General features: G+C 40.0%; 10 protein-coding genes, 2 rRNA genes and 1 pseudogene. 6 read left to right on the forward strand and 7 right to left on the reverse strand.

The features are described 5' to 3' along the window. From LS71_RS07675 to LS71_RS07685, 3 genes are all read left to right on the forward strand, one after another. Positions 1-101 (forward strand): 23S ribosomal RNA (locus LS71_RS07675); the annotation flags it as partial. Between the two features lie 347 nt (positions 102-448). Further along, a 5S ribosomal RNA gene (rrf, locus tag LS71_RS07680) occupies positions 449-565 on the forward strand. A 463-nt stretch (positions 566-1,028) separates the two neighbouring features. Then, positions 1,029-1,673, forward strand: a complete 645-nt coding sequence (locus LS71_RS07685) for an outer membrane protein (RefSeq protein ID WP_034356880.1) — start codon at positions 1,029-1,031, stop codon at positions 1,671-1,673. Positions 1,674-1,772: 99 nt separating this feature from the next. Here the strand turns inward: LS71_RS07685 and acnB are convergent, their stop codons facing one another. Beyond that, on the reverse strand, positions 1,773-4,352 hold the full coding sequence (gene acnB, locus LS71_RS07690) for a bifunctional aconitate hydratase 2/2-methylisocitrate dehydratase (RefSeq protein ID WP_034356877.1): 2,580 nt from the start codon (positions 4,350-4,352) through the stop codon (positions 1,773-1,775). A gap of 339 nt (positions 4,353-4,691) precedes the next feature. On the opposite strand from acnB, the gene LS71_RS07695 reads away from it, so the two are divergent. After that, positions 4,692-6,089: an aminotransferase class V-fold PLP-dependent enzyme gene (locus LS71_RS07695; protein WP_034356874.1), complete on the forward strand. Its 1,398-nt coding sequence runs from the start codon at positions 4,692-4,694 to the stop codon at positions 6,087-6,089. Positions 6,090-6,114: 25 nt separating this feature from the next. On the opposite strand, the gene LS71_RS07700 is transcribed toward LS71_RS07695, so the two are convergent. From LS71_RS07700 to LS71_RS07725, 6 genes and pseudogenes are all read right to left on the reverse strand, one after another. Then, positions 6,115-7,494, reverse strand: coding sequence for a restriction endonuclease subunit S (locus LS71_RS07700; protein ID WP_138109899.1), 1,380 nt, complete (start codon positions 7,492-7,494; stop codon positions 6,115-6,117). Further along, positions 7,440-9,470, reverse strand: coding sequence for an HsdM family class I SAM-dependent methyltransferase (locus LS71_RS07705; RefSeq protein WP_034353356.1), 2,031 nt, complete (start codon positions 9,468-9,470; stop codon positions 7,440-7,442). The genes LS71_RS07700 and LS71_RS07705 overlap by 55 nt, the downstream gene beginning before the upstream one ends. A gap of 157 nt (positions 9,471-9,627) precedes the next feature. Continuing rightward, positions 9,628-10,317, reverse strand: a complete 690-nt coding sequence (locus tag LS71_RS07710; protein WP_034353353.1) for a hypothetical protein — start codon at positions 10,315-10,317, stop codon at positions 9,628-9,630. A 104-nt stretch (positions 10,318-10,421) separates the two neighbouring features. Continuing rightward, a pseudogene (selD, locus tag LS71_RS07715) lies at positions 10,422-11,444 on the reverse strand (selenide, water dikinase SelD); the annotation flags it as partial. A gap of 70 nt (positions 11,445-11,514) precedes the next feature. Beyond that, entirely contained in the window at positions 11,515-12,132 is a 618-nt protein-coding gene (yedF, locus tag LS71_RS07720; protein WP_034353348.1) for a sulfurtransferase-like selenium metabolism protein YedF, read from the reverse strand. 282 nt (positions 12,133-12,414) lie between these two features. Further along, entirely contained in the window at positions 12,415-12,825 is a 411-nt protein-coding gene (locus tag LS71_RS07725; RefSeq protein ID WP_034353345.1) for a hypothetical protein, read from the reverse strand. 140 nt (positions 12,826-12,965) lie between these two features. Here LS71_RS07725 and lysA point away from each other — a divergent pair, with 140 nt between their 5' ends. Then, positions 12,966-14,213 (forward strand): diaminopimelate decarboxylase, encoded by a 1,248-nt coding sequence (gene lysA / locus LS71_RS07730; RefSeq protein WP_034353341.1) that lies wholly within the window; start codon positions 12,966-12,968, stop codon positions 14,211-14,213. 3 nt (positions 14,214-14,216) lie between these two features. Beyond that, entirely contained in the window at positions 14,217-15,293 is a 1,077-nt protein-coding gene (gene pheA / locus LS71_RS07735) for a chorismate mutase (RefSeq protein ID WP_034353339.1), read from the forward strand. The last annotated feature ends 10 nt before the right edge of the window (positions 15,294-15,303 follow it).

The raw sequence follows: 15,303 nt of genomic DNA on the forward strand, positions 1-15,303 counted from the left end.
CCCTGAAGGTCGCAGCAAGACTAGCTGCTTGATAGGGTAGATGTGTAAGCATAGTAATATGTTTAGCTGACTACTACTAATAGACCGCTTGGCTTTTTTTATTAAGCGATACTGCCTTATTGAGTGTATTTAGATTCAATGAAGTAAAACATGGCGTGTAATTATTAAGTTAAATTACTAATACTTTAAACACAAGGCTATTAACAATACTTTCTCTTTAGAACTTTGAATTAGGTTTATAGAATCTAAACTTACCAAATAAGATTCTATAAACCAAACAAAAAACAAAAAAGAGACAAAGCAAAAATGGAAATAAGAGCAAAGATAGAATCTAAAATATAGAATCTAAACTTAGATTCTAAGCATTATAGAATCTAGATTCTAGCAAACTTAAGTTTGACTATTTTTCGCGCAAAGACAAACAAAAATTGCTTTTATTTCCCTTTTTCTTTGTGTTAATATGATAGTAGGACACACCTAGCTCCATTCCGAACCTAGCAGTTAAGCTTCTATCAGCCGATGATACTGCACTTTTCAAGTGTGGAAATGTAGGTGAATGCAAGGATAGGGAAAATTACTTTCTGCAAATTACAAACTACAACAAACTAAAATTACGACTTACAAAAACGACACAAAACTGCAAAACAAAAACATTTTAGAGTCCAAAAAACATTCCACAAAATAAAATCATTAAAATCATAATACAGAATCTAGATTCTAAAACGCAATGAAATTCACAGAATCTAAATTTAACAAAAACCAACCACCACTCAATTGCCCTACCCTGCCATCGCGGTAAAATCTGCCACTTAAGCCTTTTGCCTCAAGTCTGCTAATATCCAGCTCATTAAATACAATTTAATAAAGCCCTCCTTGAATGCCAGATACAAAATCTGTTACATTATTTTACATTTAACATACAATTTACATCATATTTACCTTGACTTTAAGGTAAATATGGGGGGGGGGGGGGGTAGAATGTAAAGATATGCGTAAAAGCATAAGATTTACATTCTTAAGGAGTAACAATGAAAAAGTTGTTAGTAAGTTCAGTAGCGGCACTAGCTCTAACAAGCAGTGCGCTTATAGCAGAGGAAAGCGGCACATTTGTGGGTGTGGGCATTGGGTATGGAAGCACTACGCTTAAGCTTTCAAGCAATGTTTTAGGCGAGACAGAAAATATTAAAAACACAAAAAGTGGCTTAAACTATGGCATTATCGCAGGGTATAAGCAATTTTTTACAGAAAGCTTTGGCTTGCGCTACTATGGCAATATAGATATGAGCAGCGCGACAATTGAAAGTCAAGCCTACAATACACTTAATTATGGCGTGAATGTAGATGCGCTCTATAATTTTGTCACATCTGCAGATATGGATTTTGGTGTGTTTTTAGGTATTGGGCTAGGTGCAAACTCTTGGAGTGGTGAAGGCATTAATGACGCCAAAAGCGTACCTGCAGCGGCTGGTAAGAAAGCCACTACAACAGGCTTTGATGCCGCACTTAATGTAGGTTTAAGAGGCGTATTTGCTAAAGCACATGGTATTGAGCTAGCCGCACGCGTGCCTTTTGTAAAAACTACACTTTTTGATATAAATGTGACCGATGTAAGTGTCAAAGCCACTATTCACCGCACATATAATGTCGGCTTACGCTACACATTTGGTTTTTAAGGATTTTAAGCGATAGTCAGATTCTGTATTTTATCCCCACGCCGCGCAAACTTTGCCTGTAGCGTGTGGGCTATTTTGCAATGCTTGCGCGCTTTTAATTTAAAGCGCGAAGTCTTTTATAAGATTAAAATTAAGATAAGTATAAATGCTCGCTCGCTTATTATCAATTTTTTGCGGCACGATTTCAAGGTATTCTTGCGCAGTAGGGAGACGCCCTAGCAGCGCGCACACACCACCAAGCTCCGCACTTCCTAGATAGACTTGCGCCCCCTTGCCCATACGGTTATCAAAATTACGCGTTGAAGTAGAAAACACAATAGCATTATCCCTAACGCGCGCTTGATTTCCCATACACAGGCTACAGCCCGGCACTTCTACCCTTGCACCCGCTGCGCCAAAAAGCGATAAATAGCCCTCTTTTGTAAGCTCATTTTCGTCCATTTTAGTGGGTGGAGCAATCCAAATGCGCGTGTTACTCTGCCCTGCATTTTTGACAATCTCACCAAAAGCCCTAAAATGCCCTATATTTGTCATACAACTACCGATAAACACTTCATCAATATGGGTTGGGCGCTTGGGATTAGCATGGATTTCGCTAAGGGTCGCCACATCATCTGGGTCATTAGGGCATGCAAGGATAGGCTCTTTGATATCTGCTAAATCAATCTCAATAATCGCCGCATACTCCGCATCGCTATCAGGTTCTAAAAGCACAGGATTAGCAATCCACTCTTTCATTTTTTCCGCTCGGCGCTTAAGCGTCTTAGCATCTTGATAGCCACTTTTAATCATAGATTCTATAAGTGTGATATTTGAGCTAAGATATTCAATAATAGGCTCTTTATTTAGGCGCACGCTGCACGCTGCAGCACTTCTTTCCGCACTTGCATCGCTTAGCTCAAAGGCTTGCTCTACCTTTAAATCCCCTAAGCCCTCAATTTCTAAAATACGCCCGCTAAAGACATTCTTTTTGCCCTTTTTCTCCACCGTGAGCAAACCTTGCTTGATAGCGTAATAAGGTATAGCATTAACCAAATCGCGCAGCGTGATACCCGGATTTAGCTTGCCCTTAAAGCGCACAAGCACAGATTCTGGCATATCAAGCGGCATAGAGCCTGTAACTGCGGCAAATGCGATAAGTCCGCTGCCCGCAGGGAAGCTAATGCCAATAGGGAAGCGCGTGTGAGAATCTCCGCCCGTGCCAACAGTATCTGGTAGGCACATACGATTAAGCCATGAGTGTATCACGCCATCTTTTGGGTGTAGCGCCACACCGCCGCGACTGGAGATAAAATCAGGCAAAGTCGCCTGCAGGCTAATATCAGCCGGCTTTGGATAGGCAGCAGTATGGCAAAAACTCTGCAAGACAAAGTCCGCGCCAAAGCTTAGGGCAGCTAGCTCCTTAATTTCATCACGCGTCATTGCACCTGTGGTGTCTTGACTGCCTACCGTGGTAGTCTTTGGCTCGCAATAGCTGCCCGGGCGTATGCCCTCAACTCCGCACGCGCGCCCTACCATTTTTTGCGCAAGTGTGTAGCCTTTTGTGCTAGGCGCGGGCTGCTTTGGTGCTTTAAAAATATCGCTTTTGCCAAGCTTTAAGTATTCGCGCGCTTTTGTGCTTAAGCCTCGCCCGATGATGAGCGGGATTCTCCCGCCAGCGCGGATTTCATCAGTGATAGTTACAGGATTTAGAGTAAAGGTAGCCACCACTTTGCCATCTTTAATAATCTCGCCCTTGCGGGTGTCAAGTGTGATAATATCGCCATCTTTAAGCTCTCTCACATCAGCGACAATGGGTAGCGCGCCGCTATCCTCGCAGGTGTTAAAAAATATAGGCGCAATCACCCCGCCTATAACAATCCCACCGCTTTTTTTATTGGGAATAAATGGAATATCTTTGCCAAAATGCCACATAATAGAATTACAAGCAGACTTTCGGCTACTTCCAGTGCCTACCACATCGCCTACATACGCGACAATAGCGTCATTTTGCGCGGCTTTTTGTTTGGCAGATTCTATACGCGCCTCGTAGTTTTCAATGCGATTTTTAAGCATAGCCTTAGCATGCAAAGGAATATCACTGCGTGTGAAAGCATCGCTTGCAGGGCTTAAATCATCTGTATTTGTCTCGCCATCGACTTTAAACACACACACTTTTATATGCTCTTTTAAGCCCTCTTTGCTTAAAAACCACTCCGCATTAGCCCAAGATTGTAGAATTTCTTGCGAAAGCGGCGTGTTGAGTGCAGCAATTTTCTCAAAATTATCATAAATTAAAAGTGTATGTTTTAGCGCTTCTGCGCAAGCCTTTGCAATAGCATTATCTGGGAGCGAAAGCCCCTCAATGAGCGGAGAGACATTATATCCGCCAAGCATGGTGCCTAGATATGTAACTGCCTCACTTTGGCTAAAACCCCATGATTGCTGGTTTTTTAGGAGTATTTCGCCCAAAAATTCAGCCTTTAGCTGTGCGGAGGCATCAACGCCCGGATTTACCCTATGAATTATTAAATCCTTTGCAAATGCCCTAAGGCTCTCATCTATGCTATTATCTTTGCACATAGCAATGGCGCTTTGGGTTTGTGGCACGCTAAGTGGCAGTGGCGGAATCCCCTCTTTTTCACGCTCATTTACATGCGCTTTGTAGGCGCTAATAAAATCCTCAAGCTCTTTGTTCATCGCATTCTCCTCGCTTTGTAAAATTTGTTGTTGCTACCACAATTTTGGGTGGGTTTGTATTCAAATTGTATAATAAAAATCATAAATGATAAGGAAAGTAAAATAGAAGTTATCCAAAAAGCAATACAAAACTCCCAAGCTAATAAGGACTTTCCCCAAACTAAGCCTTGCGTGTATAGAATCTAGCGCTAGATTCTATAAAATGAGCGCTTTTAGTGTGGATTATAGAATCTGCTTGAGTGGGCGACACATTTGGAGAGTCTGTAGATTCTGTATTTATAGAATCTAAGTTTAAAGCGCAAAGTTTAAAAATAGTGTAAGCTTTTATAAGGAGGCGATATGGCTGCTTTCAAGCCTGAAAAGATTATCACTCGCTTTTTTGCGCCATTGCTCAAGCCTGATAGAGATGTGCTTACGCAGCTGCGCGAAAATATCATTTTAGCCCCAAAGCAGCATTATTTTGATTTTACAGCCTCTGGGCTTGCGTATAGGGGCATTTATAAGCGTATAGAATCTATTTTGCCCTATTATGCTAATACGCACTCATATTTTGCCACGCACTCTGCGCTTATGAGCCAAATATATGAGCGCGCAAAGGCGCATATTGCTAGCGCGCTTAGTTTGAGCGATGATTTTGTGCTTATTGCCGGTGGGAGCGGAGCTAGCTTTGGTATTAAAAAATTTCAAGAGTTAATGGGCATTTATATCTCTCCGCACACGCTAGCACACTTTAAGCCACTCATTGAGCCGCTAGAAAATTTAGCGCAGCTAGGATTGCTCAATGCGCTTAAATCTTATGATAAACGCACGCACAAGCTAGGCTTGCCCTATGTGATAATTAGTGGTTTTGAGCATCATTCAAATGAGATAAGCTACAAAGAGGGGCTTTGCCATATACAAAAGATTGATTTTAATGCGCAGGGCGTGCCAGATAGCACGCATTTGGAGCAGATTCTATCGCGCATTAAACATCATAAAATTATTGCTTCTCTAAGCGCGGCATCTAATGTTACAGGCATTTTGACGCCTTTAGATTCTATAAGTGCGCTTTTAAGGCAGTATAAGGCAATTATCGCGCTTGATATGGCAAGCTCCTCGCCTTATAAGCAAATAGATGCTAAGCACTTTGACGCGGCATTTTTAGCGCCTCATAAATTATTGGGCGGGGTAGGCTCATGCGGGATTTTGGCTATAAGGAAGTCTTTGCTTGATGTGAGCTTGCCGCCTAGCTTTAGCGGTGGAGGCGTGATTGAGTATGCTAATGAAAATACGCATACTTTTATTAGCGAAAATCCAGCGCGCGAGGAGGCTGGCACGCCGCATATTTTGGGTGTGCTACAGGCGGCTTTGGCTTATCAATTACGCAATGAAATTGGCTTAGATTGGATTGCGCGCAGGGAGAAAATCCTCACAGAAGTATTTTTACATGAGCTTAAAAAAATCCCGGCTGTAAGCATTTATGGCGATTTGAGAGCGGAGCGATTAGGGATTGTAAGCTTTAACATCGGCTCGATTTCGCCTCTTGATTTATGCGCGCTTTTAAGCAAAAAGTATGGCATACAAACGCGTGCGGGCTGCAGTTGTGCCGGTCCTTATGGGCATTATCTTATGGGAGAGGGGACATATGAGAAAAAGCCCATGTGGCTGCGCGTGAGCATTCACTATACGCATAGCGTGGGCGAGATTGAGTATTTGATAGAATCTATTAAGGCTTGCGTGAAAACCTTGCGCGGCTAGATTCTATGAGCCCTACACGGCTAGTCTATTTTATGGCGTGGTGATAGGCGTTTAGTTTTTTGTCGTTGTATAGAACTACATTTTTTATTACTTCTTTTTGAATAGCTTTGATAAAAGATTCCATAAAATCAAAGGCAATTTCGCCTTTTTTATGCACGGGTAAAATTATAAATTTTTCCTTAACTTTATTCCAAGTGGGCTTATTTTCATAATTAAAAAGTTCAAAAATTCCCTTTTGTAATGCTGCCACGAAAAATAAACAAATGTTTCTCTTTTCAAATTCATTAAATTTTAATGTTACTGCATAAGCATTATGTAAAATTGTAAATTCTTTTTCATGGTAATAAACTAAACCAGAAGCAACTGCACCATCAGCTATAATCACTATCTTGTTTCTTGCGGTTTCATAATCATTTTTGCTAACATAATACATAACACCATTATTGCCAACTTTTGCGACTACTGCAGGTATAGAATGTAATTTATCTTGTTCTTTAGCTCTAAATTCTCTGCTATCAAGCGGATTAAGTTTTTTCAATTCTATGACATCAAACAAACCGGCGATTTTGAATTCTTGCCATTTTATTGCGTGAGTAGATTCTGTGTTTTTTATGGATACTATAGAATCTTTAATATTTATAGAATCTTTAGGGGTTATAGATTCTATAGAATCTAGGCGGCTTTTACCCCCCCCCCCGTTAGTTTTAGAATCTAAAGCATTAAATATATTAATAGCATTTATTTCAGATTCTGTAAGTGTGTAGTCTTTTAAATTGGTAGCTTGTAAATATGCTTTAAGCTCTATTTTTTGCTCAAATTCCACTTCGCGAACACGCTCTATCTCCAGCTCTTTAATATAAGATTCCATAAAATCAAAGGCAATTTCTCCATTTTTATGCACGGGTATAGATACACAAGTCGCATTAAAATTTTTTTCAAAATCACGCACCAAAACAGATAGAAATTTTGGGCTATTTTTATTAAGCAAAACAATAAAATAATGAGCTATTTTTACATTAAAAGGATTAAATTTAGGATAAATCGTCTTTGTAAATTGCCCTGCGTAAAAATCTTTTTGCATATAAAAAAACTGCATTCCAAGCATTCCCACCGCTATGCTATTACCCTTAATTTTATGCTCCTCGTCTAAATATTCTACATATCCTGCTATGCCATTATTTAGGCAGGTTCTAGTAAAGTATGGATACTTTGCATTTTCGTTAAATTGAAAACTATCTTTATTTAACTGCGGATTTGATTTTACTTCAAATAACTCACCTAAAGCAAACTTTTTAAACCAGCCCCCATTCGCATAGAATCTAGATTCTAATTCTTGCAAATGAGGGCTTGCTAAAAAGGGCGATTTAAGTCTCCTTGTGATTTTAAAATATTGCTTACTTCCCATGCTAGATATTCACTCACGCATTTTTTAAAGTCTTCTAAGCGTGGCGTGGTGTCTATCTTTTGGTGCTGTGAAAAGGTCCAGTCCTTGCCATTTAGGCTTATGGTATCCTCTATCACGCAGGAGTCGTAAAAATGCGTTTTTTTCTTGTGATTAAGCACGATGGCTACGATTTCATCATATCTTGCTTTTGCATTATCTATATCTTTTAAATTCACATTTGCACCTGATTTTTTGCGGTTTTGCCTTGCGTAGCCATCATTAGTGAAATCAATAAATTTCACTATTTTATTTTCAAGGTGAGGCTTGCCCACTTCAAAAAGATAAATCGCTGTTTGCACGCTTGATTTACCGCAAAAAATATCTGCCATTTTCATACTTGCTAAAAGAGTTGAATGCGTTAGAATCTCTTGCGTGTAAGGCAGACCATTGCCACTGCCTGCGTTTTCTTGGATAAGCACGCAAGCCTTGCCACTTTTCATCTTTTTTAAGGCTTTTTCTACAAATATAAAGCCCTTACCCTCGGCTGAATACGGCGGATTAAGCAAAAAGACATTCGCAGGAAAAGGCTTATTTTTAAAACTTCCTTGCTCGTAATTACCCATAAATTCACTTAGAGAATCTGCATGAATGATATTTGAGCTGCCATCACCCATAAGTATCATATTTAGCACAGCAAGCATATAAATATCACTTCTAAGCTCTACGCCTAAGAGTTGATTTGCCTTAATTAGTGCTAATTTTTCGTTTAAATCTCTTTGTGAATGTATAGAATCTTTTGCATCTTGCATCATAAGTTTCATTGCTGAAATCAAAAAGCCACCGCTTCCTAGTGCGTAATCCCACACATAAGAATCTTTATTCACTTCGCACAATCTAGCCATAAGCTCACACACATATCGAGGTGTCATCACCACATCATTTTTATCACCATCGGGTATATCCACAAAGGAGTTAAGTACATTAAAAAGTTTGCCTGTAAAGTCTAAATGATAATTGTTGCTTTTAAGATAGGGCATTACATTTTGCGTTACGATTTCATAAATGGGCTTTAGACGACTTTCGTTATTTTTAGGCTCATAAAGCTTTGAAAATATAAAGACCTGCTCTAATTCTTTGGCTATCATTTCCTTTTTTTCGTTTGGTAAATTTTTAGATTCTAAAAAATCTTTAATTTTATCGATAAAAACTTTGCCATCATTTGAATTTGTCGTATTATGTCCTTTTAGCTCATTAATCTCAAGAGGTGCGACTTTAGATTCTACGCCTAGTGCTGCCATTATCATACCGACTATAAGCTTTACACGATAGCCTACACCTATGCCGTAGGTGTCGTGCATAGTTTGATTAAGCGTTTTTAGCCTTGTTTCTATGGTATTTTCAATATCTTTTGTCTTTTCTTCTAGCTCGTCTGCTGTAAGCTTTGCATTTTCTATAAGTTCGCTTAAATTTTCACTTGTTAAAAAACTTAAATCACTAAAATCGCCTAGCTTTTTATAAATTTGCGGATTGCTTACAAGATAGGCTCTAAGCTCGGTTTTTATATCATTATCATCGCTATATCCTTGTTTATAGCCATTGATACCTATGGCGATACATTCATTATAAGTGCTATAATCAGTCACTGCACTTGCATAATGAATCGCCCCATTTAGCGCGTATTTTGAGATATTTGTATAATTTGGCTCAGCATTGTCTTTTAAGAAATTTGAAATTTCGCCATTTTTCTCTAATTTCTCTAAATCACCTTTGCTACCCTTAACCTCTATCATTACTGGGATTTGCTTTAAATCTTTTGTATGTAATAAAAGCTTAATATCAGGATAATTTTTACCCTCGCCGCCCTTTTTACTTGGGGCTGTGCTTAGGGCTTTGTCTATTTGGGTGTTTATGCTTTCATTAGGTGTAAAATAGGGGATTTTAAGCTTGTCTAGTTGCCGCTTTGCCTTATCCTCGATGATTTTTTCTATACTTGCCATTCACACTCCTTTTAGATTCTATAAGATTCTATAAATTCAAAACATTTATTTTACTTGAAAATTATTTGTTTTAAAACACAGAATCTGCGTTTTTTAGATTATTTTGCTGTTTTGTAGCGTTATACAGCGGTGTTTATAGAATCTAATGCTATAGAATCTAGCGTGTGCTGCCTACAGAAGTCATACGCGTCTTGCTCCTAAAGGCTGGGATAGAAGCCCAAATGAACGCAAGCAAAAGCTTTTGCGCATCTTCAGCATTCATAAACTTATACTTAACAAGCACCTTACAAACAAGAAAGTCAAAATATGTTTTCCCCACACCTTTATCATCAAGATATGCTCGCTCAAAATCCCCGCCAAAGTAGCGTGCGATGTTACTAATGCCAATTTCTTTATTTGATAGGGTTTTTAGGTAATCTTCAGGCGGAGCAGGAGGGAATTTGCTCACGCGCGAGACAAGAAAAGTGATGAGCTTTTCTTCAAGATTTTGCACAAGCTCCAAAAATGCTACGCTATTTTTATCAATCTGCTCCCTTATGCGAATAGCCCTCTCAAGCGCCTCAGGCTTTGAGCCTTTGAGGAGTATGGTAGCAATTTGCGTGATTTTAGGTTCGGATAAAATATTTATCACATATTGCTTATTTGCGCGCCCGCTGGTATATGAGCGCTTGATACTATCCACAGCCTTATCAATGCTATCAGCCTCAAACATCGCATTAAAAATAGCAAACTCTTCTTTAGGCAAAAAGTTTTGCAAATCCTCTTTGTAATTTGCATTTGCCACAAAGCCTTCTTCTTTTAGCACATAGAATCTACGCACGAGCGTATTTATCATATTAAACTGCATGCAAAACCCTCCTAGAAATCTAGAGAAATTTAGTAAAAATAGCGAGATTTACCGCATAACATCGGCAAAATTATCTTTTTTTAAAGCCCTTTTAAAAGTGTAAGCTAGCCTAAAACAATAGGCGTGCGTGCTTTGGGGATAATTTCACCAATGAGCGCGGCAGATTCTATACCATTTTTGCGCAAGTCATATACAAGCGATTTTGCCTCGCTAAAAGGCAGCGCAAGCAGTAAGCCGCCTGAAGTTTGCGCATCGTAGTAAAAAATATCATCTTGTATATCGCATTGAATGCTTACTTTATGGGACAAAGCCTTTTTGTTCTCATGCGAGCCACCCGGCACAATGCCCATTTGCGCCATATCTCTTACCGCATGAAAAAGCGGAATATGCTGCGTGTAGAAAAGTATGCTTTTAGATTCTGTGTGTGTGTTTTGCAGCGTTTGCAGCGCATTTTGCTTAGAATCTAGAGCGCACATTTCAAGTGCATGCCCAATAAGCCCAAAGCCTGTAATATCCGTGCAAGCGTGGATTTCGTAACTTTTAGCAATACGCATAGCATAAAGATTGAGTGTTGCCATAGATTGCGTGACTTGCGTGGTGTCAAAGGCTTCTTGTGCCTTAATGGCAGTGGTTAGAATCCCGCTTCCTAGTGGTTTAGTAAGCACAAGCCCATCGCCTATTTGCCCTGTGCAGTTGCGCCATAGATGATGTTTATGCACTATGCCATTAACTGAAAGCCCATATTTTTGCTCTCTATCCTTAATGGTATGCCCGCCAAGCAGCAAGGCATTAGATTCTGTAATTTTATCTAATCCACCTTTTAGGATTTCATTTGCCACAGCAGTATCAAAATGCACATTATCCCACATAAGCAGGTTGAGCGCGCTTTTTGCTTCACCTCCCATTGCAAAAATATCACTCAAAGCATTTGCTGCTGCAATCTGCCCATACATATAGGGGTCATCGACCACAGGCGTGATAAAATCCACAGAAGAAAGCATAGCATACTCGCTATGAGGCTCATAGAGCATAGCGCCGCAGTCTTCATTATGCTCAAAGCCCGTGATAAGTAGCGCATTTGGCTTTTGAGTGAGCTGGCTAGAGATTTGTTTTAAGTCCTCCAGACCTACTTTTGCCGCTCAACCCGCGCATTGAATGTGCTGTGTTAGTCTAGAATCTGTTTGCATTATGGCATCTTTAAAGACTAATTAAACTATCGCTTAAAAGCATATTTTGCACGCCCTCAATGGCATTACCTATCATGCCTACTTTCAAACGCTCTGTAAGCGCAAAATAGCTCAAACACGAGCCGCAAGAATAAATCTCAACGCCCTGCTTTTCAAGCTCTTTTAGCACTTCGACAATTTCAGTATTCTCCACTTCTTTATTATCGGTAGTAAGCAGCACACCGCGATTTACAAAAAGCATCTTTTGAGGCAGCACATCTGTTTGCAAGAGCGATTTTATAAAGCCATGAATAAGCATACCGCCAAGCTCGCCCTCACCCACTCTATCGCTTTTAATAAGCATCATTTTAGGTAGGATTTTATCCTTGCCCTCTTTATTGTGCTTATTTGCTTTGCTTTTAAGAATAATCATAAATTGCTCATCGCGTCCAAAGCCCACTTCAAACTCAAAGCCCTCTGTGCTTAAAAATCTCATAAGATTTTCTTTTGATGAGGGAGAATTGCCAATGATTTCATAACTATGGAGCTTTAAGGAGTGCTCATTCACGCCAAGCAACGCCTTTTTTACTTTTAAAACAGGCTCGGGGCAGGGCAGATTACAAACATTAATTTGTATGGTGTCATTCATATTTAATCCTTGCATTTTTAAGGCTTTTAAAGTGGCATATAGAATCTAGCCCTTAAAATTAAGCCTCACTTTGTGGTTTTTGCAAGAGCCAAAAGCGCGGCGTTATAGAATCTAGATTCTATAAAAGTCAAAATGGATTTCCCAAATCCTTAGCAAAGCGCGATAATACACCCTTTTAAATTAAAGTTCTTTTAAGCACTTAAGCCCCTTAAGTCAAGCTAGCCAAAGTGAGCGGGGAGATTAAGTGCGGAGATTTAAAATATAGGCTTACTGCAAGAGAGTTTAAATATCACGCGCATCAAGGGCGCGATTAAGCGTTTTATTAAGTTCGCGCTCTAAATCAGGGTTTAGCTGCCTTAGGCGCTCTTCAGTGCGAATGATAAGCTCTGTGGAAGTATTTCTATGCACCGCTATGGCAAAAAGAAAGCTTTTTTTGCGATAATCGCTTAATTCTAGCTCATCATAATGCCCAAAAAACATATCTGCAGCCTTGCGCAGCGCCTCTAAATCGCTTTTTGGAGAATCAAGAATTTTCATAATTTCTTCAATAGTAACTTTGGGACGATGCTCTATTTGGCTAGATTCTGGCTTTTTGGGCGTTGGTCCAAATAAATAAAGTGCGGATATTAACACAAACAAAGCCACACAAAACACACTTACAAGCATAAAAACACTATCAGGTGATAACGCCATACATACAATCCTTGAGTAGGGAAAATAAAATAGAAATAATTTTGCAAACGAGGATTTTAACATAATATTATGCTATTGTGGCTAAAATTATCGCTTACAAAGTAAAAATCCCTACTTTTTATAGAATCTACGGAGCGGATATGGATTATTTTGCCCTTGCACAAGCCTACCAAACGCCACTTTATGTATATGATTTTGACCGTATCGCGCATACATTTAATACGCTAAAAAACGCCTTCAAAGCGCGTAAATCGCTCATTTGCTATGCTTTAAAAGCAAATTCAAATCTCTCTCTTATTCATCATCTTGCGCAGCTTGGTAGTGGGGCGGATTGTGTATCTATTGGCGAGGTGCGGCGTGCGCTGCGTGCAGGCGTGCCAAAGTATAAAATTATTTTTAGCGGCGTGGGGAAGCAAGATAGCGAGATTAGCGAGGCGCTGCAGAGTGATATTTTATTTTTAAATGTGGAGAGCGAACAGGAGCTTTATCGTATAGAATCTATTGCGCGCGATATGCAGATAAAGGCAAGGATTTCTGTGCGCGTTAATCCCAACATCGAGGCAAAAACGCACCCCTACATTTCAACGGGTTTAAGTGAAAATAAATTTGGCGTGGATATTGAGCAGGCAAAGGCTATGTATATTTTTGCTAAAAATGCGCCATTTTTAGAGCCTGTGGGCATTCACTTTCATATTGGCTCGCAGCTCACAGATTTAGCGCCCATTAAGCAAGCTGCACAAAAAATTGCTAAACTCGCCCATAGCTTGCTGGCTTTAAAGATTGATTTAAAATTCTTTGATGTAGGCGGAGGGATTGGGATATGCTATGATGATGAGCAGATTATTGCGCCCTATGCGTATGCGCAAGCGATTTTAGAAGCACTCTATGGGCTTGATTTGACTATTATTTGCGAGCCTGGACGGCTGCTTGTGGGAGAGAGTGGCGTGCTGCTCACAAAGGTAGTGTATGAAAAATATAATGGAGAAAAGCGCTTTGTAATCGTTGATGCGGCGATGAATGATTTAATGCGTCCCGCGCTCTATGGGGCGACACACAAAATAGAGCCGCTAGATTCTATAAATACAGAATCTAGCTCTAGCGCTCGCACATCTAGCACGCACACTAAGGCAAGTGTGTGTGATGTGGTAGGTCCTATTTGCGAGAGTGGGGATTATTTGGCAAAGGGTATTTTGCTCCCTACGCTTAAAAGCGGGGATTTGCTGCTTATTAAAAATGCTGGCGCGTATGGGTATAGCATGGCAAGCAATTATAATACACGCCCGCGTCCTGCGGAAGTGGGGGTTATTAATGGAGAGGCTAGGCTCATTAAGCGTAGGGAGAGCTTTGAAGAGATGATAAAAGATGAGGAAAGTTTGCTAAAAGGATAGTGGTTGAAAGCACAAGATGAAACACTTAAAGCGTTACGCACAGAGATTGATAGGGTAGATGATGAGATTTTGCGCGCTTTGCAAAGGCGTATGGAGCTAGTCGCGCAGGTGGGTGCGCACAAACATAAACAAGGTGGCGCGATTTATCGCCCAGAGCGTGAAAGGCAAATCATAGAGCGACTAAGCCAACAAAAGAGCAAATATATGGACAAACGCGCCATTGAGGCTATTTATCAAGAGATTTTTGCCCTTTCACGCAATATTGAGCTACCCCAAAAGGTGGCTTTTTTAGGTCCTATTGGAAGTTACACGCATCAAGCAGCAGAAGAGCGATTTGGCGCGATGAGTGAATATATCCCGTTAAATACCATTAGCGCAGTCTTTGAAGCCCTCTCTTATCAGCGCGTAAAATATGGCGTGATACCTTTGGAGAACAATACTAATGGCATGGTGGGGGAGAGCATTGATTTGCTTGCGCAAAGCGATTTTAAGATTATTGCAGAAGTCATTTTGCCCATTCATCATAGTTTTTTAAGCAGTTGCGAGCATTTAGGTGAGATAAAAAAGATTTTTTCTAAAGATATTGCCTTTGGGCAGTGCCAAAGATTTTTAAATGCTAATAATTTGCATCATATTGAGCAAATCCCTACAGATTCTACCGCACGCGCGGTGCAGCTGGCTGCTAGAGAGCCACAAAGCGCAGCCATTGGCTCAAAGATTGCAGGTAAGCTTTATAACCTGCCTTTGATGTTTGAGCATATTGAGGATTCTAAGCATAATAAAACGCGCTTTGTGATTGTGAGTGATTTTAGTAATGCTCCTAGCGGTAGGGATAAAACCTCGCTTTTTGTAAATTTAAGGCACAAAGACCAAGTGGGTGATTTATTTCGCTTGCTGGGGGATTTTGAGCAGGAAAACATTAATCTCACAAAGATAGATTCTCGCCCTTTAAGGAATGAGGATTTTAAAATGGGATTTTTTATTGATTGCGAAGGGCATTATCTTGATGAGCCTTTGCAGCGGCTTTTTGCTAAGAGGGGTGATGAGATTAAATGGCTTGGCAGTTATATTTTTGCTTAGATTCTTAAGG

Source organism: Helicobacter jaachi, assembly GCF_000763135.2.
Lineage (GTDB): Bacteria > Campylobacterota > Campylobacteria > Campylobacterales > Helicobacteraceae > Helicobacter_C > Helicobacter_C jaachi.

What these genes read in the sequence shown, in the direction of transcription:
- LS71_RS07685 (WP_034356880.1), top strand. Translation starts at nt 1,029, where the DNA reads ATGAAAAAGTTGTTAGTAAGTTCAGTAGCGGCACTAGCTCTAACAAGC.
- acnB (WP_034356877.1), bottom strand. Translation starts at nt 4,352, where the DNA reads ATGAACAAAGAGCTTGAGGATTTTATTAGCGCCTACAAAGCGCATGTA.
- LS71_RS07695 (WP_034356874.1), top strand. Translation starts at nt 4,692, where the DNA reads ATGGCTGCTTTCAAGCCTGAAAAGATTATCACTCGCTTTTTTGCGCCA.
- LS71_RS07700 (WP_138109899.1), bottom strand. Translation starts at nt 7,494, where the DNA reads ATGGGAAGTAAGCAATATTTTAAAATCACAAGGAGACTTAAATCGCCC.
- LS71_RS07705 (WP_034353356.1), bottom strand. Translation starts at nt 9,470, where the DNA reads ATGGCAAGTATAGAAAAAATCATCGAGGATAAGGCAAAGCGGCAACTA.
- LS71_RS07710 (WP_034353353.1), bottom strand. Translation starts at nt 10,317, where the DNA reads ATGCAGTTTAATATGATAAATACGCTCGTGCGTAGATTCTATGTGCTA.
- yedF (WP_034353348.1), bottom strand. Translation starts at nt 12,132, where the DNA reads ATGAATGACACCATACAAATTAATGTTTGTAATCTGCCCTGCCCCGAG.
- LS71_RS07725 (WP_034353345.1), bottom strand. Translation starts at nt 12,825, where the DNA reads ATGGCGTTATCACCTGATAGTGTTTTTATGCTTGTAAGTGTGTTTTGT.
- lysA (WP_034353341.1), top strand. Translation starts at nt 12,966, where the DNA reads ATGGATTATTTTGCCCTTGCACAAGCCTACCAAACGCCACTTTATGTA.